The 20,413-nt window shown below is 66.8% G+C and carries 19 protein-coding genes and 1 riboswitch; of the genes, 15 read left to right on the top strand and 4 right to left on the bottom strand.

Going from position 1 to position 20,413, the window contains the following annotated elements; translation table 11 throughout:
• Positions 1 to 27 precede the first annotated feature (27 nt).
• Both ssuE and ACOYR4_RS09430 read right to left on the bottom strand, forming a co-directional pair.
• Positions 28 to 618, bottom strand: a complete 591-nt coding sequence (ssuE, locus tag ACOYR4_RS09435; protein WP_060984826.1) for an NADPH-dependent FMN reductase — start codon at positions 616 to 618, stop codon at positions 28 to 30.
• Positions 619 to 802: 184 nt separating this feature from the next.
• Complete coding sequence (locus ACOYR4_RS09430) at positions 803 to 1,825, bottom strand: sulfate ABC transporter substrate-binding protein (RefSeq protein ID WP_343734876.1); 1,023 nt, start codon at positions 1,823 to 1,825, stop codon at positions 803 to 805.
• Positions 1,826 to 1,986: 161 nt separating this feature from the next.
• Between ACOYR4_RS09430 and ACOYR4_RS09425 the strand changes: the two genes are divergently transcribed.
• The 11 genes from ACOYR4_RS09425 to ACOYR4_RS09375 all read left to right on the top strand — a co-directional run bounded on the left by ACOYR4_RS09425 (position 1,987) and on the right by ACOYR4_RS09375 (position 13,704).
• Positions 1,987 to 2,259: an oxidative damage protection protein gene (locus ACOYR4_RS09425; protein WP_015013765.1), complete on the top strand. Its 273-nt coding sequence runs from the start codon at positions 1,987 to 1,989 to the stop codon at positions 2,257 to 2,259.
• A gap of 286 nt (positions 2,260 to 2,545) precedes the next feature.
• On the top strand, positions 2,546 to 4,507 hold the full coding sequence (mnmC, locus tag ACOYR4_RS09420; RefSeq protein ID WP_422849345.1) for an FAD-dependent 5-carboxymethylaminomethyl-2-thiouridine(34) oxidoreductase MnmC: 1,962 nt from the start codon (positions 2,546 to 2,548) through the stop codon (positions 4,505 to 4,507).
• Between the two features lie 130 nt (positions 4,508 to 4,637).
• Complete coding sequence (locus tag ACOYR4_RS09415) at positions 4,638 to 5,441, top strand: sulfite exporter TauE/SafE family protein (RefSeq protein WP_409794937.1); 804 nt, start codon at positions 4,638 to 4,640, stop codon at positions 5,439 to 5,441.
• A gap of 10 nt (positions 5,442 to 5,451) precedes the next feature.
• Complete coding sequence (locus ACOYR4_RS09410) at positions 5,452 to 7,290, top strand: nitrite/sulfite reductase (protein ID WP_422849344.1); 1,839 nt, start codon at positions 5,452 to 5,454, stop codon at positions 7,288 to 7,290.
• A gap of 12 nt (positions 7,291 to 7,302) precedes the next feature.
• Positions 7,303 to 7,683, top strand: a complete 381-nt coding sequence (locus ACOYR4_RS09405; protein WP_066787154.1) for a DUF934 domain-containing protein — start codon at positions 7,303 to 7,305, stop codon at positions 7,681 to 7,683.
• Between the two features lie 2 nt (positions 7,684 to 7,685).
• Entirely contained in the window at positions 7,686 to 8,309 is a 624-nt protein-coding gene (locus ACOYR4_RS09400; protein ID WP_422849640.1) for a phosphoadenosine phosphosulfate reductase family protein, read from the top strand.
• A 15-nt stretch (positions 8,310 to 8,324) separates the two neighbouring features.
• Positions 8,325 to 9,278, top strand: a complete 954-nt coding sequence (cysD, locus tag ACOYR4_RS09395; protein WP_338819878.1) for a sulfate adenylyltransferase subunit CysD — start codon at positions 8,325 to 8,327, stop codon at positions 9,276 to 9,278.
• Positions 9,278 to 10,651 (top strand): sulfate adenylyltransferase subunit 1, encoded by a 1,374-nt coding sequence (locus ACOYR4_RS09390; RefSeq protein WP_422849343.1) that lies wholly within the window; start codon positions 9,278 to 9,280, stop codon positions 10,649 to 10,651. The genes cysD and ACOYR4_RS09390 overlap by 1 nt, the downstream gene beginning before the upstream one ends.
• A gap of 126 nt (positions 10,652 to 10,777) precedes the next feature.
• Positions 10,778 to 11,107 (top strand): ferredoxin FdxA, encoded by a 330-nt coding sequence (fdxA, locus tag ACOYR4_RS09385; protein WP_008904181.1) that lies wholly within the window; start codon positions 10,778 to 10,780, stop codon positions 11,105 to 11,107.
• Positions 11,108 to 11,153: 46 nt separating this feature from the next.
• A complete protein-coding gene (locus ACOYR4_RS09380) occupies positions 11,154 to 12,194 on the top strand; it encodes an NAD(P)/FAD-dependent oxidoreductase (protein ID WP_422849639.1) in 1,041 nt (346 codons plus the stop codon).
• A 55-nt stretch (positions 12,195 to 12,249) separates the two neighbouring features.
• A riboswitch (TPP riboswitch) is annotated at positions 12,250 to 12,354 on the top strand.
• 69 nt (positions 12,355 to 12,423) lie between these two features.
• Positions 12,424 to 13,704, top strand: coding sequence for a purine-cytosine permease family protein (locus ACOYR4_RS09375; RefSeq protein WP_209819351.1), 1,281 nt, complete (start codon positions 12,424 to 12,426; stop codon positions 13,702 to 13,704).
• Between the two features lie 84 nt (positions 13,705 to 13,788).
• Here ACOYR4_RS09375 and thiD read toward each other — a convergent pair whose 3' ends face one another.
• Positions 13,789 to 14,652: a bifunctional hydroxymethylpyrimidine kinase/phosphomethylpyrimidine kinase gene (gene thiD / locus ACOYR4_RS09370; protein ID WP_422849342.1), complete on the bottom strand. Its 864-nt coding sequence runs from the start codon at positions 14,650 to 14,652 to the stop codon at positions 13,789 to 13,791.
• A 279-nt stretch (positions 14,653 to 14,931) separates the two neighbouring features.
• Here thiD and thiO point away from each other — a divergent pair, with 279 nt between their 5' ends.
• The 4 genes from thiO to ACOYR4_RS09350 all read left to right on the top strand — a co-directional run bounded on the left by thiO (position 14,932) and on the right by ACOYR4_RS09350 (position 18,036).
• Entirely contained in the window at positions 14,932 to 16,065 is a 1,134-nt protein-coding gene (gene thiO / locus ACOYR4_RS09365; RefSeq protein ID WP_422849341.1) for a glycine oxidase ThiO, read from the top strand.
• A complete protein-coding gene (thiS, locus tag ACOYR4_RS09360) occupies positions 16,062 to 16,259 on the top strand; it encodes a sulfur carrier protein ThiS (protein WP_060985190.1) in 198 nt (65 codons plus the stop codon). Before thiO ends, thiS begins: the two co-directional genes overlap by 4 nt.
• Positions 16,260 to 16,337: 78 nt before the next feature.
• Positions 16,338 to 17,147, top strand: coding sequence for a thiazole synthase (locus tag ACOYR4_RS09355; protein WP_422849340.1), 810 nt, complete (start codon positions 16,338 to 16,340; stop codon positions 17,145 to 17,147).
• On the top strand, positions 17,140 to 18,036 hold the full coding sequence (locus ACOYR4_RS09350) for a thiamine phosphate synthase (RefSeq protein ID WP_422849339.1): 897 nt from the start codon (positions 17,140 to 17,142) through the stop codon (positions 18,034 to 18,036). Before ACOYR4_RS09355 ends, ACOYR4_RS09350 begins: the two co-directional genes overlap by 8 nt.
• Before the next feature lie 102 nt (positions 18,037 to 18,138).
• Here ACOYR4_RS09350 and ACOYR4_RS09345 read toward each other — a convergent pair whose 3' ends face one another.
• The gene (locus ACOYR4_RS09345; RefSeq protein ID WP_422849338.1) at positions 18,139 to 20,361 is read right to left on the bottom strand and encodes a hypothetical protein; all 2,223 of its coding nucleotides are present in this window, start codon (positions 20,359 to 20,361) and stop codon (positions 18,139 to 18,141) included.
• Positions 20,362 to 20,413 lie beyond the last annotated feature (52 nt).

Here is a 20,413-nt window from a genome sequence, read left to right as displayed (position 1 = left end):
AGTGCCATCGCTACATCAGACGCTACATCAGACGCTACATCGCACGTCAGCGAAGTTGACCGGCGCAAAACGCGTGGCCTGGGCGGGCGATGGGCGCAGGGTTTCGGTCACCAGCACGTTGACCGCATCGTCCAGCCGGGCGGCAATGTCGGCCTGCACGTGGTAGGTGCCCTCGGGCGTCAGCGTGACCTGGGCATCGGTGGCGTAGATGCCGGGCAGGATGCTTTTGGCGCCCAGCGACTGCAGCACGGGGCGCAGCGCGTAGTCCAGCGCCAGCATGTGGTGCGGGCTGCCACCCGTGGCCAAGGGCAGCACGGTCTTGCCCTTGAGAGCGGTTTGCGGCAGCAGGTCCAGAAACACCTTGAGCACGCCGCTGTATGCCGCCTTGTAGACGGGGGTGGCCACCACCAGCACGCTGGCATCGGCCACCTGGTCGATGGCGCTGACCACCGTGGGGTGCCCAAAGTCGGCCAGCAGCAGCGCCTGGGGCGAGAGGTCGCGGATGTGGATGCGGTCCACCAGCGCACCGCGCACTGAGAGGCGCTGGGCCACGGCGTCGAGCAAGGCGGCGGACCGGGAGCGCTCCGAGGGGCTGCCGGCGATGAGCAAGGCGGACATGGTGTGGATTCCTTGAACACTATGGTTTTGATAGCTGTCAGCGCATGTTTGACTAGCGCTTGGGCCTGTTTTCATTCAAAAAGGGCGAGCAACGCCCCGCCCGGCCCGCTGGGGCCTGGCTTGTTGCACGGAGACGGGGCGCCATCCCCCCGCACACGAAAGGCGGGTGGACTGACGGGCTTACTTACTTGCGGGTGTAGATCTGGTCAAAACTGGCGTTGTCCGCAAAGTGGTCCTTGGCCGCCTTGTCCCAGCCACCGAATGCGTCGTTGATGGTGAACAGGTTCAGCTTGGGGAACTGCTTGGCGTACTTGGCCTTTGCCTTTTCAGACACGGCGGGGCGGTAGAAATGTTTGCCCGCAATGTCCTGGCCCTCTTCGGTGTAGAGGTACTGCAGATAGGCCTCGGCCACGGCACGGGTGCCCTTCTTGTCCACGTTCTTGTCCACCACCGAGACAGCAGGCTCGGCCAGGATGGAGATGGACGGGGCGATCACGTCGAACTTGGTGCCGAACTCTTTTTCGAGCAGGTAGGCCTCGTTCTCCCAGGCGATCAGCACGTCGCCCTGGTTGCGTTGCGCAAAGGTGATGGTGGAGCCGCGCGCGCCGGTGTCCAGCACGGGCACGTTGCCATACAGCTTGGCCACGAAGTCCTTGGCCTTGGCGTCACCGCCGTACTTGCGCTTGGCAAATTCCCAGGCGGCCAGGTAGTTCCAGCGCGCGCCGCCCGAGGTCTTGGGGTTGGGCGTGATCACCTTCACATCGGGGCGCACCAGGTCATCCCAGTCCTTGATGCCCTTGGGATTGCCCTGGCGCACCACCAGCACGATGGTGGAGGTGTAGGGCGAGCTGTTGTGCGGCAGGCGCTTTTGCCAGTCTTTGGGAATCCAGCCACCGTTGGTGTGCAGCGCATCGGTGTCGCCCGCCAGGGCCAGCGTGGCCACATCGGCGTCCAGCCCGTCGATGATGGAGCGGGCCTGCTTGCCCGATCCGCCGTGGCTTTGCTTGATGGTCACGTCCTGCCCGGTCTTGGCCTTCCAGTGCTTGGCAAAGGCCTGGTTGAAGTCCACATACAGCTCGCGCGTCGGGTCGTACGACACATTGAGCAGCGTCACCGACTGCGCAAACGACGGCAATGCCGTCAGGGCCAAACTGCCCACCAGGGCGGCAGCGAAGGGAAACTTGATAAAGTCGCGGCGAAAGTTCATGGAAGGGCCTCTTTTTAAGAATGTGTTGCGGTGCAAAACACCGATGGAACGCATTCTGGAAGGCCCTCTTCAAAACTGGAACTACTGAGATTTCAGTTCTTAATATCCAAATCATCTGAGCGAAGCCTTTTTTTCGCTCGCCCTCACTGCAAGGAATTCCCATGGCACGCACCGTTCAATGCATCAAGCTCGGCAAGGAAGCCGAAGGCCTCGACTTTCCGCCCTACCCCGGCGAACTGGGCAAACGAATCTGGGAAAGCGTGAGCAAGGAAGCCTGGGCGGGCTGGCTCAAGCACCAGACGATGCTGGTCAATGAAAACCGGCTGAACCTGGCCGATGCCCGTGCCCGCCAGTATTTGGCACGCCAGATGGAAAACCACTTTTTTGGCAGCGGCGCAGACGCCGCGGCGGGCTACGTCCCGCCCAGCGCGTAACGGAGCGACGCGAAGTGCAGCGCTGCAAAAAGTGGTTTCGCCAAAACCATTTCTTCGGCGGCGGCACAGACGCTGCGGCGGGATACGTCCCGCCCAGCGCGTAAATAAAGAGCACCCCCCTGAGCGGCTACGCCGCTTCCCCCCGCTCTCGTAGCGTTGCACGCTACGGGCAGGGAGACGCAGCCCTCGCTGCGGGGCGGCCCTTGCTTGGCTGCCCTGGCCTGGGCCGCGCCAGTGACGCAGGTCAAGGGCGATGCAAGCGCCGCAAACCTCCAGTCCCCACCCCATGTCTGAGCCCATCGACTGGTTGCCCGACGGCACCCCTTATAGCCCCCGCTTCGGCGACCGCTACCACAGTGAAAACGGTGGCCTGGACCAGGCCCGCCGTGTGTTTTTGCACGGCTGCGGCCTGCCCGAGGCCTGGGCCGGGCAGTCGCAATGGCGCATTCTGGAGACCGGTTTTGGCTTTGGCCTGAACTTCCTGGTGACCTGGGCGGCCTGGCGGGCCGACCCGCAGCGCCCCACGCTGCTGCACTTCGTATCGACCGAGGCCTGGCCCGTGAGTGCGGCCGACCTGCTGCGCGCCACCTCGGTCCACCCCGAGCTGGCGCCGCTGGCCGAAGCACTGCACCAGCAATGGTGGGGCCTGCTGCCAGGCGTGCACCGGCTGCGTTTTGACGAAGGCCGCGTGCTGCTCACCCTGTACGTGGGCGACACCCAGGCCATGCTGCGCCAGCAGAACCTGACGGTGGACTCCGTCTACCTCGACGGCTTCAGTCCCCAGCGCAACCCAGAAAGCTGGGACCTGCACACTCTGAAGGCTGTGGCACGCTCTTGCCGTCGCGGTACACAGCTCGCCACCTGGACCATCGCACGCGCCGTGCGCGATGCCCTGGCGCAATGCGGCTTTGAAGTGACCCGCGTGCCCGGCGTGCCGCCCAAACGCGACAACCTGCATGCCACCTTCAACCCGCGCTGGGAGCCCCGCACCCCGCGCCAGCCCGGGGCAACGCCGGAACCCTCTCTGCCCGGCCCCTGCATCGTGATCGGTGGCGGCATTGCAGGTGCCGCCGCCGCCGCCAGCCTGGCCCGGCGCGGCTGGCAGGTCACTGTACTGGACCAGGCCGCCGAGCCCGCTGCAGGCGCGTCCGCCCTGCCCGCCGGGGTCTTCGCGCCCCATGTGTCGCCCGACGACAGTGTGCTGTCGCGCCTGTCGCGCAGCGGCATCCGCTCCACGCTGGAGCAGGCCCGCTGGTTGCTGAACGAGGGGGTGGACTGGGCGCATTGCGGCGTGCTGGAGCACCGAACCGACGGCAGCCCCGGTCTGTCGCCCGATTGGCCGCAAGGGCCGGGCGCCGCCTGGAGCGAGCCTGCGCCCCCCGCCGCCCTGGCCGCCGCCCAGTTGCCGCCTGACGCGACGGCCTGCTGGCACCACCAGGCGGGCTGGGTGCGCCCGGCGCGCCTGGCCAAGGCCTTACTGGGTCAGCCCGGCATTCGATGGCGGGGGAGTTGGGCAGTGGCCCAGCTGCAGCGTGTGGAGATACCCGCCAATGCCCACAGCCCCGCCACCACCACCTGGCAGGCACTCGATGCCCAGGGCCAGGTGCTGAGCGAGGCCCCCACGGTGGTCATTGCTGCAGGCGCAGGCAGCCTGGCCCTGCTGAACCACCGCTGGCCCCTGCAGCCGGTGCGCGGGCAGGTGTCGTGGGGCCAACATGCCGACCCGGCAGCGCTCCTGCGGCCGTGGATTCCGTTCCCGGCCAACGGCAATGGCAACCTGGTGCCCCGGTTCCCGCTGGGCGATCAAGCCGATGGCGACCAAGGCTGGGTGATGGGCTCCACCTTTGAGCGCGATGTGCAGGCCCTGCCGCCCAGCGCCACCGACATCCACGCCGCCCACGCCACCAACTGGGCCAAGCTGCAGCGCCTGCTGCCCGGCATCGCCCCCCAGCTAAAACCCTTGTTCGCCCAGGCACTGAACGCCCCGGCTCTACAGCCCGCCGCAGGGGAGCCCCCCGCCCTGCGCACCTGGGCCGCCGTGCGCTGCACCGCGCCCGACCGCCTGCCCATCGTGGGCCCGGTGGATGCAGCCGAGCTGCCGGGCCTGTGGACCAGCACGGCCATGGGCGCGCGCGGGCTGACGCTGGCGCTCCTGTGCGGCGAACTGCTCGCGGCCCGGCTGCAGGGCGAGCCGCTGCCGCTGGATGCGCGGCTGGCCAAGGCGCTGGGCGCCGAGCGGCTGCAGTAGCTACAGCGCGGCGGGTGGCTCCAGCATCCCCCTGCCAGCCCGCGCCAATCCTCACTTATAAACAAATCGACATATTGGCAGAGCAAAACAATAGTTTGCATCCATAAGAAGCCCCTCTACATTCGCCGCCATGCATGAATTGGCGTTTGTTTTTGCGGGCTTTGCCGTTGGGCTCATCGTGGGCCTGACCGGTGTGGGCGGCGGCTCGCTGATGACGCCCATCCTCATCTTCTTTTTCGGCATCAAGCCCCACATGGCCGTGGGCACCGATTTGCTGTTTGCGGCCTTCACCAAGATGGGCGGCACCGTCAGCCTGGCCCGCCAGCGCCTGGTGCCATGGAAAGTGGTGGGCCAGCTGTGCGCAGGCAGCATTCCGGCCGCCCTGCTGGCGCTGTGGGCGCTGCACACCCTGGGCCCCGCCAGTGCCACCGCGCAGCGCATCATGACCACCACGCTGGGTTTTGCCCTGCTGCTCACGGCGGCCGCCACGCTCTACAAGGCGGTTGTTTTCTCTGCCCAACGCCAGGCGGCACAAAACGCCTTGCGTAAAGCTCATACGGGAGATGCCACCCGCCCTCGCCACTGGAGCTTGCCCGTGCTGCTGGGCGCGGTGATCGGCACGCTGGTCACCTTCACCTCAGTAGGTGCAGGCGCCATCGGCGTCACCGTGCTGCTGCTGGTCTACCCCCTGCTGCCGCTGCCGCGCATCATTGGCGCCGACATTGCCTACGCCGTACCCCTGACCCTGGTGGCGGGCCTGGGCCATGCCTCGCTCGGCTCGGTGGACTGGCCTTTGCTTGCACAATTGCTGGCTGGCTCGCTGCCCGGCATCTGGCTGGGCTCACGCCTGGTCACCCGCACCCCTGAGCGCCTCATCCGCTCTGCCCTTTCTCTATTGCTCGCCTGGGCGGGCTTCAAACTGATTCTGATCTGAGTGCCCCACGATGTACCAATACACCGACTTTGACCGCCAATTCATCCGCCTGCGCGCCGAGCAGTTCCGCGACCAGCTCGAACGCTGGCAAGCGGGCAAGCTGACCGAAGAGCAGTTCCGCCCCCTGCGCCTGCAAAACGGCTGGTACGTGCAGCGCTACGCACCCATGCTGCGCGTGGCTGTGCCGTATGGCGAACTCTCCAGCACCCAGCTGCGCGTGCTGGCCCGCGTGGCCCGCGAGTACGACCAGCCCGAGCCTGCCCTGCTGGCCGAGGCCCAGGCCACACAAGAAAAGCTGGGCGACATTCCACTGGCCGACGGCCGCCGCATTGGCACCAAGCTGAAGTACGGCTACGGCCACTTCACTACGCGCACCAACGTGCAGTACAACTGGATTCCGCTGTCCAAGGCGGCCGATGTGATGGACCTGCTGGCCACCGTGAACCTGCACGGCATCCAGACCAGCGGCAACTGCATCCGCAACATCAACAGCGACGCGCTGGCCGGCATTGCCGCCGACGAGATTGCCGACCCCCGGCCGTTTTGCGAAATCCTGCGCCAGTGGAGCACGCTGCACCCCGAGTTCTCGTTCCTGCCCCGCAAGTTCAAGATCTCGATCAACGGCGCGCGCGAAGACCGCGCCGCTTTGGGCTGGTACGACGTGGGCCTGCAGCTGGTGAAGAACGACGCGGGCGAGCTAGGCTTCAAGGTGCGCGTGGGTGGCGGCATGGGCCGCACGCCCACCATCAGCCCGGTGCTGCGCGAGTTCCTGCCCTGGAACCAGCTCATGAACTACCTGGAAGCTGTGATCCGCGTCTACAACCGCTACGGCCGCCGCGACAACAGCTGGAAGGCACGCATCAAGATTCTGGTGAAGGCCGAAGGCCAGGCCTACATCAACCAGGTGAATGAAGAGTTCCGCCAGATCGTCGAAGACGAAGGCGGCCCGCACACCATCACCCAGGCCGAATACGACCGCGTGGCCGCGAACTTCCGCGAGCCCGAGCTGGACCTGTCACCCGCCAACGCCGAAGCCGAAACGCTGGAGCTGCTGCGCACCGCCGCCAGCGACGACCGCGACTTTGGCCGCTGGCTCACCAGCAATGTGCTGCCGCACCGCCACCCGCAGCTGCGCGCCGTGATGCTGTCGTTCAAGCGCCTGGGCTATGCGCCGGGCGATGCCACGGCCGAGCAGATGGAAGCCGCTGCCGAGCTGGCCGACCGTTTCTCGGGCGGCGAAGCCCGCGTGACGCACGAGCAAAACCTGCTGCTGCCCTGGGTGCGCCGCGACCAATTGCCCGCGCTGTACCAGGCCGCCAAGGCGCTGGGCCTGGCCAAGCCCAACATCGGCCTGCTGACCGACATGATCGCCTGCCCCGGCGGCGACTTCTGCTCGCTGGCCAACGCGCGCAGTCTGCCGATTGCCGAAGCCATCACCGAGCGCTACCAGGACCTGGACGAGCTGTGGGACCTGGGCGAGATCGACCTGCACATCAGCGGCTGCATCAACAGCTGCGGCCACCACCACAGCGGCCACATCGGCATCCTGGGCGTGGATAAAGATGGCAAGGAGTGGTACCAGATCACGCTGGGCGGTGCCGATGGCTCCAACCTGTCGGGCCCTGCCACGCCGGGCAAGATCATCGGCCCCTCGTTCAGCGCCGCCGAAGTGCCGGGCGTGATCGAAGCCCTGCTCAACACCTACCGCACCGAGCGGCAGCTACTGTCCGATGACGCGCAAGGCCCACGCTACGAAAACTTCATCGACACCGTGCGCCGCGTGGGCCTGGAGCCCTTCAAAGCCGCCGCCAACGCCGCCCGCCGCCCCGCTGAAACCGAAACCGCCTGAGGGTTTATCACTATGAAAATAATAGCTGCTCACGAGCACCAGCCAAGCCCTGAAGGCCTGAAAGTCATTGAACTGCCCAACGACGCCAACCCGTTCGAGCTGGACCTGGCAGGCGTGGACCGCATTGACCTGCAGTTCCCCAAGTTCACCGACGGCCGGGCCTTCAGCCAGGCCCGCCTGCTGCGCGGCCGCCTGAAGTTTGCGGGCGAGCTGCGCGCCACCGGCGACGTGCTGATCGACCAGCTGGTGCAGATGGCCCGCTGCGGCTTTGACGTGGCCGTGCTGCGCGAAGGCCTGGACATGGCCGACGCCCAGCGCCAGTTCGACCGCTTCAAGGGCTTCTACCAGGGCGACGTGACCGAGCCGCTGCCTCACTTCCGAAAGGCAGCATGACCATGGGCCACATCGACCTCACCGCCGTCAACGCCGACCTGGGCCGCAACGCGCCCGCCCTGGTGCAATGGGCCCTGGGCCTGGGCAAGACCAGCATCGTCACCACCAACTTCCGGCCTTTTGAGGCCGTGATCCTGCACATGGTCACGCAGGTGAACCCCAAGGTGCCCGTGGTGTGGATGGACAACGGTTACAACACCGAAGCCACCTACCGCTTTGCCGACGAGGTGACCAAGCAGCTGGGGCTGAACCTGAAGATCTACCTGCCGCTGCGCTCGCGCGCCCACCGCGAAGCCGTGGAAGGCCCCACGCCCGCATTGGACGACCCGCGCCACGCCGCGTTCACCGCCGAAGTGAAGCTGGAACCCTTCGCCCGCGCCCTGCGCGAGACCGCGCCCGAGGTCTGGTTCACCGCCCTGCGCGCCACCGACACCGCCGTGCGCGCACAGATGGACCCGGTGAGCATCAACCCCGACGGTCTCATCAAAGTGGCGCCGCTACTGCACTGGTCGTCCAAAGACCTGCACGAATACTGCGTGAAGCACGGCCTGCCCAACAACTTCGACTACGTGGACCCGACCAAGGGCGAAGACAACCGCGAATGCGGCTTGCACCTCGCCCACTGACCCCCAGGCCTGACCATGAACGCCCGCACCGACTCAGCGCTGCTTGAGAAAACCAACGATATGAGCTACCACCTCAACAACTCGCACCTCGACGCCCTGGAAGAAGAAACCATCTTCATCCTGCGCGAAGTCGCCGCCGCTTTCGAGCGCCCCGCCCTGCTGTTTTCGGGCGGCAAGGATTCGCTGGTCATGCTCAAGTGCGCCGAAAAGGCGTTTGGCGCGGGCCGCATCCCCTACCCGCTGCTCATGATCGATACGGGCCACAACTTCCCGGAAGTGACGGACTTCCGCGACTTCCGCGCGAAGGAGCTGGGTGCGGAGCTGATCGTGCGCAGCGTGGAAGATTCCATGGCGCGCGGCACCGTGCGCCTGGCGCACCCTGGCGAATCGCGCAACGTGCACCAGTCCGTCACGCTGCTCGAAGCGATTGAAGAGTTCCGCTTTGACGCGCTGATCGGCGGCGCCCGCCGCGACGAGGAAAAGGCGCGCGCCAAGGAGCGCATCTTCAGCCACCGCGACAGCTTCGGCCAATGGCAGCCCAAGGCCCAGCGCCCCGAGCTGTGGACCCTGTTCAACACCCGCCTGCAGCCCGGCGAACACTTCCGCGTGTTCCCCATCAGCAACTGGACCGAGCTGGACGTGTGGCAGTACATCGACCGCGAGCAGATCGGCCTGCCCAGCATCTACTACACGCACAAGCGCCAGGTGGTGGACAAGAAGGGCCTGCTGATGCCCGTGACCGAACTCACCCCGCCGCGTGAAGGCGATGTGGTGGAAACGCGCGACGTGCGCTTTCGCACCGTGGGCGACATCACCTGCACCGCACCGGTGGAGAGCACCGCCGCCACCCCGGCCGAGATCGTCATCGAGACCCTGGCCGCCGACGTGAGCGAGCGCGGCGCCACGCGCATGGACGACAAGACATCGGATGCTTCGATGGAGAAGCGCAAGAAGGACGGGTATTTCTGATGACCGCTATCAATTCAATAGCTGCTGGCGCAAATAACACTAGCGCTACCAGCCAAAACGACCATATTTCCGCCCTCAAGTTCATCACTTGTGGTTCCGTCGATGACGGCAAGAGCACACTGATCGGCCGCCTGCTGGTGGACAGCAAGGCCGTGCTGCAAGACCACCTGGCTGGCGTGCAACGCCAGGGCGAGACCGACCTGGCCCTGCTGACCGACGGCCTCTCCGCCGAGCGCGAGCAAGGCATCACCATCGACGTGGCCTACCGCTACTTCGCCACCGAAGAGCGCAAGTTCATCATCGGCGACGCGCCCGGCCACGAGCAGTACACCCGCAACATGGTGACGGCCGCCAGCAGCGCCGACGCCGCCGTGGTGCTGGTCGATGCCACCAAGCTCGACTGGAAGAACCCCAGCCTGGCCCTGCTGCCGCAGACCCGCCGCCACAGCCTGCTGGTGCACCTGCTGCGCGTGCATTCGCTGGTGTTTGCGGTGAACAAGCTCGACGCCGTGGAAGACCCCGCGCTGGCCTGGAAGCACATCCAGGGCGCGCTGCAAGCCTTTGCCCAGGCGGCCGGCATTGCCGTGCGCGCTACGGTGCCAGTGTCTGCATTGAAGGGCTGGAACGTGGTCGATGCCCATGCAGGCTGGTGCGGCTACAACGGCCCCACCCTGCTGCAAGTGCTGGAAGAGTTGCCCAACACCCCTGCCGACACGGCGCTGGCACCGGCCTTCCCCGTGCAGTGGGTCGAGAAGTTTTCGTCCTCGTCCGACACCAGCCAGGGCCGCCGCGTGTTCTGGGGCCGTGTGGCCGCTGGCACCTTCGCGCCCGGCACGGCCGTGCAGATCTTCCCCAGCGGCCAGCTGGCCACCGTGGCCCAGGTGCTGGACCACGCCCGCCACCCCAAAGACGTACCCGCAGGCACCAGCGCGGGCATCATCCTGGACCGCGAGGTGGACGTATCGCGCGGCGACTGGATCCTGGCCGCGCCCACGGCTGCTGCAGCGCCGGCTGCCGACGACGACTTTGGCGACACACCCGCTGCCACCCCGGCCTGGCCCGCCAGCCGCGAGCTGCGCACCACCATCGCCTGGATGGACGACGAGCCCCTGGTCGCGGGCCGCGTGTACTGGGCGCTGCACGGCCACCGCTGGGTCAAGGCCAAGGTCAAGGCCGTGGTGCACAAGCTCAACATCAACACGCTGGCCGAAGAAGCCGCCACGCAGCTCGACCCCAACGCCATCGGCCATGTGGAACTGCTGCTGCAAGAGGCGATTCCCGCTGCGCCGTTCACCCAGGCCCGCGTGCTCGGATCGCTGATCCTGGTGGACACCGCCAGCCACAAAACTGCGGGCGCCGTGCTGGTCAACTGATGGACCACTGACCCAGATCAGACTCCGCACGCCCGAGACACCCCTTCGCAGCAAGGGGCCCTGTAACCAAAGGTCGGTGAAAGCTTCTAAAATCGAGGGTTTTCACCGACCCACACAACTCCTGTCATGACCCACGTCGTTTCCGAAAACTGCATCAAGTGCAAGTACACCGATTGTGTGGACGTGTGCCCCGTGGACTGCTTCCGCGAAGGCCCGAACATGCTCGTCATCGACCCTGACGAATGCATCGACTGCGCCGTCTGCATCCCCGAGTGCCCGGCCAACGCCATCTTTGCCGAAGAAGACCTGCCGGCCGACCAGATCGCCTTCATCAAGCTCAACGCCGACCTGGCCTTTGCCGACGGCTGGAAGAGCATCACCAAGCGCAAGCCCGCACTGCCCGACGCCGACGAGTGGAACGGCAAGCCGGGCAAGGTCAACGAACTGATCAAGTAACCCGCCGCACGCCCCACTGGTGACCGAGACTTTGCAAGCGCCCACCGTGGTCGAGACCGACGCCGTTGTCATCGGCGCAGGTCCCGTGGGCCTGTTCCAGGTCTTCCAGCTGGGCCTGCAAGGCATCACCGCCCACTTGATCGACGCCCTGCCCCATGCGGGCGGCCAGTGCGTCGAGCTGTACGGCGACAAACCCATCTACGACATCCCGGGCATCCCGGTATGCACCGGGCGCGAGCTAGCCGGCCTGCTGCTTCAGCAGATCGCGCCGTTCAAGACCCAGTGGCACCTGAACACGCTGGTGTCTGCCGTCACCGTACAAGCGGACGGGCGCCTGCTGGTCGAAACCTCGCAAGGCGCAAAACTGCTGGCCCGCAGCGTGTTCATTGCCGCAGGCGTGGGCGCCTTTGTGCCGCGCACACTCAAGGTGGACGGCATCGAGCGGTTTGTAGGCACCCAGGTCCACTACCAGAGCCTGCCCGCCACAGTGGATGTGACCGGGCGCCACGTGGTCGTGCACGGCGGCGACGAGCCCGCGGTGGCCCGCGCGGTGGAACTGGCCGAACAAGGCCAGGCCGCCCGCGTGAGCCTGCTGCACCGCCGCGACGTTTTCCAGGCGCCAGACGCCTTGCTGCAACGCCTGCAGCAATTGCGCGACGCAGGTCGCATCCATGTCGAGGCCGCGCAGATCACCGGCATCGACACTGCGGGTGACCGCCTCACTGCATTGCAAGTCGTAGATGCGGACGGCAGCACCCGCGCCCTGGCGCTGGACCTGCTGGTGGCCGTGCTGGGTATCTCCCCCCGCCTCGGCCCCATCGCCGACTGGGGCATCGCCATGGACCGCAAACAATTGGTGGTTGACACCGAAGCCTTCTGCACCAGCGTGCCCGGCATCTACGCCGTGGGCGACATCAACACCTACCCCGGCAAACGCAAGCTCATTCTGTGTGGCTTCCACGAGGCCACGCTGGCCGCCTTTGGCGCGGCCGAAGCGCTCAAGGGCGACAAGGTGGCACTGCAATACACCACCACCAGCCCGCGCCTGCACCAGTTGCTGGGTGTGGCCCCGGCCACCGCTGCCTGACTGGGCGCGCGACGGCCGCACACCACTACAATCCGCAGCGCGCTGCTTTAGCAAGCGCTACCGCTAGGGGTGTCGATGTGGGCCCGCCCGCCTCGACTGAGAGAGTCCCTTTGAACCTGATTGAGATCATCCTCGCGCAGGGAAGCAAGTCCGCCACGGCGTGGCTCTGAAGACGTCAGGGCGCACCGGCGGGCCGCCCCTGCTCTGTATCTGCTTACGGAGCCATTCCATGTCCTCATCGCCCGCCACGCACGCCACCAACGAAGCGCTGGCCCCTGTCTCCCCCGACCGACGCGTCTTTCAGTGGCATGACCATGCCTCGCTCTGGTTCAGCCTGGGCGTGGGCCTGCTGGTGATGCAGGTGGGTGCTTATCTGATGCCTGCACTGGGTACCAAAGAGGCCCTGATCGCCATCGTGGCCGGTTCCATCGTGGGTGCGGGCCTGCTGGGCTGGGTGGCCAAGCTGGGCTGCGACAGCGGCCTGGCCAGTGCCGGGCTGATGCACGCGGTGTATGGCCGCACGTTTGCCAGCCTGCCCATCATTCTGAACATCGTGCAGCTGGTGGGCTGGGGCACGTTCGAGCTGGTGGTGATGCGTGACGCCACCGTGGCGATTGGCCAGCAGTCGGGCGCCATGGCGGGAGCCCACTGGCCCGTGCTGGCCACGCTGCTGTGGGGCGGCGTGGTCATGCTGCTGATCAGCGGATCGATGGTGCAGCTGGTGCGCAAGCTGATTGCGCGCATCGCGCTGCCGCTGGTGGTGTTGTCGCTGCTGTGGCTGTCGTGGCAGTTCCTGTCGCTGGCGCAAACGCAAGGCTTTGAGGCGCTGTGGACGCGCAAGGGCGACGGCGGCATGGGCGTGCTGCCCGCGCTGGACCTGGTGATTGCGATGCCCATCTCGTGGCTGCCACTGGTGGCCGACTACGCCCGCCATGGCAAGAACGGTGGCTCAGCGCTGCGCGGCACGTGGCTGGGCTATGCGCTGGCCAACATCTGGTGCTACAGCCTGGGTGTGCTGGTGGCACTGACCTTGCCCAGCCAGGACCTGGTGCAGGCGCTGCTGCTGGCCCAGGGCGGGCTGATTGCGCTGTCGCTGATCCTGATCGACGAGGTGGACAACGCCTATGGCGATGCGTATTCAGGCGCCGTGTCGGCCCATAGCCTGCTGCCGCGCTGGAGTGTGCGCGCCTGGGGCCTGCTGGTGGCCGCGCTGTGCACCGGGCTGGCGCTGGTGCTGCCCATGCACAGCCTGGAACCGTTCCTGCTGCTGCTCAGCTCGGTGTTTGTGCCGCTGTTTGGCGTGATCCTCGGACGCCTGGCCTTTGGCACCGATGCGCCCGCCCTGCTGGCGGCGGCGCGCAAGGTGAATGCAGCGCCCGTAGCCATTTGGCTGGCCGGCATCGCGGTGTACCACCTGGCGCCCAAGGTGCTGCCTGATGCGGGATCTGCGCTGCCCGCGCTGGCCTTCAGCTTCGTGCTGGCCTGGGCGACACGGCCCAAGGCACACTGAGACGCCGCCAAAACACTATCAAAAGAGGAGCACTCAGCGCATGGTTGACTAGCGCTTGCGCCTCAAAACACCTAAAAAGACGCTCTATGGCGCCTGAAACACCCGCTGTGCCACCGGCGCGTAGCCGTGGTTGAGGGGGCCGTGGCCCCGGCCGGTGGTGACATTCGCTCCGGCAGCAATGGCCCCCAAGATGTAGGCCCGTGCCCGCTCCACGGCCTGCTCCAGCGGTAGGCCCAGCGCTAGGTGGGCCGCGATCGCAGACGACAGGGTGCAGCCCGTGCCATGCCCGTTGTGGGTGGTTATGCGTTGTGACTGCAACCGGTGACCCTGAGCACCACCCTGCACGGCCAGCACATCCACCACCCAGTCGCCCGGCAAGTGCCCGCCTTTGAGCAATGCGGCGCGGGCGCCCAGCCGCAGCAGGTCTTGCGCGGCCAGCTCCAGCGCCTCCACGCCTTCGATACGGCGCCCCAGCAGCCAACCGGCCTCGTCCAGGTTGGGCGTGACCACCTCGGCCAGCGGAAACAGCTCCTTGACCAGCACGGCCACCGTCTCCTGGGCAATCAGCCGGTCGCCACTGGTGGCCACCATCACCGGGTCCAGCACCACGTGCGGCAGTTGGTAGGTCCGAATGGCGTCTGCCACCACATGCACCACGTCGGGCGAGTGCAGCATGCCGATCTTGACGGCGTCCACGCCAATGTCCTGCACCACTGCATCGATCTGGGCCTTGAGCATCTCGGGCGGAATGCCGTGGATGCCCGTCACCCCGCAGGTGTTCTGGGCCGTGATGGCGGTAATGGCCGTCATGCCGTAGCAGCCCAGCGCACTGAAGGTCTTGAGGTCGGCCTGGATACCCGCGCCGCCGCCGCTGTCAGACCCTGCGATGGAGAGCACGCGTGCGTAGCGGTGGCCCGTCGAGGGCAAGGAGGTCGTCGGTGAAATCATGGCAAAAATTATGGCCTATGCGCCACGTCAAAACGGGGCACACGGGGGATGTGCTGTAATTCATTTTCCGGACGAAACAGGGGTGTCCTGCCATCAAGATGCTGTTCTTGGGCGTGCGACTGAGAAATACCCTGGGGCCTGTACAGAACCCTGTGCACTGCGACCGAAGCAGGAGCCCCGCTACCCGATCCAGGTCATGCTGGCGTGGGGAGTTTCCATCAACGGTGACCCCGTTTTGTCCATGGCCGCTTGCCACACCACGGACACACTGACGGATCTATGTCACTTCAACCTTCTTCCTTTGCCATCCTGGGCGCAGGCCTGATGGGCCGTCTGCTGGCCGTGGAGCTGGCGCGCCAGGGGCACCGCGTGGACATCTATGACGCGGGCGGCCCCGCCGCCGAGAACTCGGCCGCTACGGTGGCTGCGGCCATGCTGGCCCCGTTGGCAGAGTCCGCGATCACCGAACCCGGCGTGGTGCGCATGGGCCATCACGCGCTGACCCGCTGGCCCGAGCTGCTGGCACCCCTGTCAGAACCCGTGTTTTTTCAGCAGGCCGGCACGCTGATCGTGTGGCACCGCCAGGATGTGGCCGAAGCCCAGCGCTTCACCCGCCAGCTTGAAAACAACCAGCGCAGCCTGCCCGAGCTGCCCGCCTTGCAAAAGCTCGACAGCGGCGCCCTGGAACAGGTGGAGCCCGCGCTTGCGCACCGCTTCAACCAGGGCCTGTACCTGCCCGGCGAGGGCCAGCTGGACAACCGCCAGTTGCTGGCCGCCCTGGTGGTGGAAATGGAGCGCCTGGGAGTGCGGGCGCACTGGCACGCGCCCCAGTCGCCCGACGCCTTCACGCCCGGCGCACTCGGCCAGCCCGACCGGGTACTGGACTGCCGGGGCCTGGGCGCCAGGGGCCAGTGGGGCGCGCTGCGCGGCGTGCGCGGTGAAGTGGCGCGCATCCACGCGCCCGACGTGACGCTGCAGCGCCCCACCCGGCTGGTGCACCCCCGCTACCCCATCTACATCGCGCCCAAAGAAGACCATCTGTTCGTCATCGGCGCGACCGAGATCGAGTCCGACGACCGCTCTCCGGCGAGCGTGCGCTCCACCCTGGAGCTGCTGAGCGCCGCCTACGCCGTGCACCCCGGCTTTGCCGAAGGGCGGATTCTGGAGCTGGCCACGCAGTGCCGCCCCACGCTGCCCGACAACCTGCCCGCCATCCGCCAGACCCGCCCGGGCGTGCTGGAGATCAACGGCCTGTACCGCCACGGCTTCATGATCTCGCCCGCCATGCTGGACGTGACCCTGGAGTTGCTGAACACGGGACAATCGCCCCTGTCCGAACGTTTTGACCTCCGGCTGGAACTGGAGCCAACCGCACCCGCCCCGACCGGCGTTGCCGCCCCCGCATTTGCATGAACATTTCGATCAACCAAGTCCCGCACGAACTGCCCGAAGGCGCCACCGTGGCCGATGCTGTGGCCGCCGTCGAAGCGCGCCCCCCGTTTGCCGTAGCCGTGAACACCACCTTTGTGCCCAACACCCGCTACGCCGCCCATGCGTTGCAGCCTGGCGACCGCGTGGAGATCATCTCGCCGGTCACTGGCGGCTGAGGTAGTAAAAACTCAATCAAAATGGCTGCTAGCGCATACAAAACATGCACCAGAAGCTATCAAAATCATAGTAATCCAATGACCATTCCGACGCCCCAAGACCCGCTGGTGCTGTACGGCCAGACCTTCGCCAGTCGCCTGCTGCTGGGCACCTCGCGCTACCCCTCGCCCGCCGTGCTCGAAGCCGCCGTGCTGCGCGCCCGGCCCGCCATGGTCACCGCCTCGCTGCGCCGCCAGGGCAGCAACCCGGCCGAGAGCGGCAGCAGCTTCTGGGAGCTGCTGCGCAAGCTCAACGTGCCCGTGCTGCCCAACACCGCCGGCTGCCACAGCGCGCAAGAGGCCATCACCACCGCGCAGATGGCGCGCGAGGTGTTCAACACCCCGTGGATCAAGCTGGAGCTGATCGGCGACGACTACACCCTGCAGCCCGACACGCTGAACCTGGTGGGCGTGGCCGAGCATCTCATCAAGGAAGGTTTTCAGGTGCTGCCCTACTGCACCGAAGACCTGGTGCTGTGTCAGCGTCTGGTGGACGTGGGCTGCCAGGCCGTAATGCCCTGGGCCGCCCCCATCGGCACCGGGCGCGGCCCGGTCAACCCCTACGCGCTACAGACATTGCGCGAGCGCCTGAATGTGCCCATGCTGGTCGACGCCGGGCTGGGCCTGCCCTCGCACGCCTGCCAGGTCATGGAATGGGGCTATGACGGCGTGCTGCTGAACACCGCCGTGGCCCTGGCCCAAGACCCGGTGGCCATGGCCGGCGCCTTTGCCGATGCCGTGAGCGCCGGGCGCGCAGCCCGCCTGGCGGGTGCCATGACCGCACAAGACGCCGCCCAGCCTAGCACCCCCGTGCTGGGCACCCCTTTCTGGCACCACGCCCATGCATGACACCACCACCCTGGCGCACGCCATCCTGAGCCACCACGCGGCCACCTTTGCAGGGTTTGCGCCCGAGCCCGTGCCCACACCCACGTCGCAGGACCCTGTGTACCTGGCCGCGCTGCAGGCCTGCAGCCAGCTGGGTTTCATTGCCCACGACGCCGAATGCCTGGCCCGCGCCTGGCAGGCGCGCGCGCTGCGCACCGGCAGCGCACAGCCCGAGCAGTGGCCCGACGAACCCCAGGACTTTGGCCTGCAGCGCCTTCCACGCGCCCAGCAGTTTGCCGCGTGCCCCGAGCGCCTGGGCCTGTATGCCGTACTGCCTGACGCCCAGTGGGTGGGCCGCATGGCACGCGCCGGAGTGCCCACGGTGCAGTTGCGCTTCAAATCGGACGACGCCCGCGCCATCCGGGCCGAAGTCCAAGCCGCCGTCGAGACCGTTCAAGGCACGGGCGCACTGTTGTTCATCAACGACCACTGGCGGGATGCGATCGATGCAGGCGCCTACGGCATCCACCTGGGCCAGGAAGACCTGGACGCGCTCACCGCCGAAGAGCTGCAGACGCTCCACCGCTCCGGCCTGCGCCTGGGCGTGAGCACCCATGGGTATGCCGAAATGGTGCGCGCCGACGCTGTGGGGCCCAGCTATATCGCGATGGGTGCCGTGTTCCCCACAACCCTGAAAAAGATGGCCACCGCACCCCAGGGCGTGGGCAGGCTGGGGGTGTATGCGCGGCTGATGCGGCACTACCCGCAAGTGGCGATTGGCGGGATCAGCGCCGAGCAGTTCCCCACGGTGCTGGCCACAGGCGTGGGTTCCGTGGCGGTGGTCCGGGCTTTGGTCAATGCACCGGACCCTGAAGCGTCGGCTGCAGCGCTGATGGCTCTGATGCGGTGATGGTCGGGCAGCGATAGCGGCCGGAGCGGCTATCGCGGGTCTTCTGGGGCAGCTACCGCACCGCGTGGCCGTGGCTGGGGCGGTCGATAGGCCAGCGACTGGTTACTTGCGGTCAGGCTTTTTCATCTGCTCCAGCTCAAGGCGGAGCTCCATGAGATCGTTCTCCATGCCAAAGCCAACCGGCTGGCCTGCGGGTGGCGGCGCCGTCACGGGCACCGGGGGCAGATCGCTCAGCGTGAGGTGGGGAGGGTCCGACAGATCCAGATCCAGTGGAATGCCCCGCGAGTCCTCGCCCACAGACGCTGAGGGCCTGGAGGGCGCAACCGGAGCGGGCGCAGGTGCCGGCTCCTGCTGGGCCTTCATCGCAAATTCGAACTCCAGACTGGCGGCCAGCGAATCGAGCGGCAAGTCGTCGTGCAGCGCCGCCGCAGCGGGGGCAGGACCCGAGGGAGCGACCAGCGTTTCAGACCGGGGAGGTGCGAGCGGGGTCGTCCGCTTGCGAGGCGGCGGCGCACCCCGTGCACTGGCAGGCGTGGTCTGCGCCACCGCCAAGAGCAGCAGCAGATCGTCATAAGCTGCCAGATCAAACGGCTCCACCGCTTCGGCGCCCGAACGACGGAACAGGAATTTCTCCAGCAAGCCCAGCACCGCAGGCGTCGTCCACTCGGCCTCGATCTCGGCCAGCGCGTCGGTGTAGTGGTACAGCATGCGGCCTGTGCGGTGAAAGCCCGCAAACTCCGGCACCTGTGCGTTGAAGAACTGCATGAACTGGGTGCGCAACTGCGCAAACTCGTCCACACGGCTGAGGGTGTGATACAGCCTCAATAGCTCCAGGTAAGCCAGCGGCGAGGTCTCGCGGTGCTCGGCGATGTGGTGCTTCAGCACCTCGATGGCCTGTTGGTGCTCGCCCACCGAGACAAAGAATTCGGCCTGCTGCTGAATGTCAAACAGCTCTTCAGGGTTGACGATGTGGGCTGCCACGGAGGGCGCCGGGGACGGGGCAGCAGCCTTGGCCTGCAACGGGGCGGGCGCACTGGCCGCAGGGCTGGTTGCCACGAAGCGTGGCTCCACCGCCACCGGGGCGGCTTTGCCCAAGGGGCTTGCACCGGACTCAAGGCCGGCTGCGACAGCGTGGGGCTGGGTTTCCGACGGCAGCCAGGTGTCGCCAGGATGGGGCGTAAGGCCCAGCGCCTCGTCATGGGCCGATGTGGCCTCGGCGCGCGCGCCCAGGGCCACGGAATCGCGCCACGACCGCACCGCCTTGTCGGACGCGCTGCGCATCCGCGACCACATCCATGCCACACCCAGCAGCGCCAGGGCCAAGAGGCCTCCCAGGGCATACACCACTGTTGCAGGGAACCGCTCCTGCTCCATCAGCTCCAGCTGCTGCTGCAACTGACCGGCCGTGGCGCGGTCCTTGGCGGCCTGTGCACGCAGCGCGGCTGTGTCTGTTTCCAGGGCCTTGAGCCGTTCGCTGTCCTTTTGCAGATCTTCGGGCGCGGTGTTCAGCGACTTCCACAAAGCAGCGGCCTGGGCCCGCAGGGCCGACATCTCCTCGGACGGCGCGGTGGGCAGTTGCCCGGTGGAGCGCAGTGCCACCGGGCTGTCCAGCCAGGTGTCCAGTGGCTCCACCACCAGACGGGAACGCGTGGCCGGTGCAGCACCTACCGCTGATTTGCCGGGAGCCGCCGCGCCTACGCGCGCTGAAGGCCGTGGGGCGGTTGCAGCCCCTGGCGCGCTGCGGTCGGCAGACTGCGGACGCACAGCCTTTGCCGGTGCCGCCGCCTTGTCGCTGGGCCGGGTGGCCTGGGCCATGCCGGTGGCTGCTGAAGATGCAGCGGAACTGCCACCACCCACGGCAGGAGAGCTCTGTGACTCCGCACCTGTGCGGGTGGCGGCGGAGGGAAGACGCGTCACATCCACGGGCGACGCGGAGGCAGATCGGGTCACGGTGGTCGGCAAGTCCGAAAGGAAGGTGTAGCTGCGCGTGGTCTTGCCATTGCACCCTGCAGACAGGGTGACGGTCAGCACAGGCTCATCCAGCGATACCGAGGCCAACACGCGAACGCCCGACGGACGCCCACGCACCTCGGGCAATGGGATCACGCGCACCTTGCTGTCGCTGATGGCGTTGTCGCCTGCCACCAGCTTGGCCGTGACGCAGGACGACGCGACATCGGTGCCAGGGTCGGGCTGCAACTCGAACGAGAGATCGACCGGGGAGCCCAACACCACCGTACCACTACCATTGCCCAGGGACAGCGCCGAAGCACCGGCTGCAAGCGCCCACAATCCCGGCCCAAAAATGGTGTTACGGATTTTCACAATCAATTCTGTTTTTCGGTCCGAAGGATTCTTGCACATAAGTCCCAGATAA

This window comes from Acidovorax sp. M14 (assembly GCF_049331375.1).
GTDB lineage: Bacteria > Pseudomonadota > Gammaproteobacteria > Burkholderiales > Burkholderiaceae_C > Acidovorax.
The sequence above is the reverse complement of the archived record's forward strand: the minus strand, read 5'-3'. Positions and strand labels throughout refer to the sequence as shown.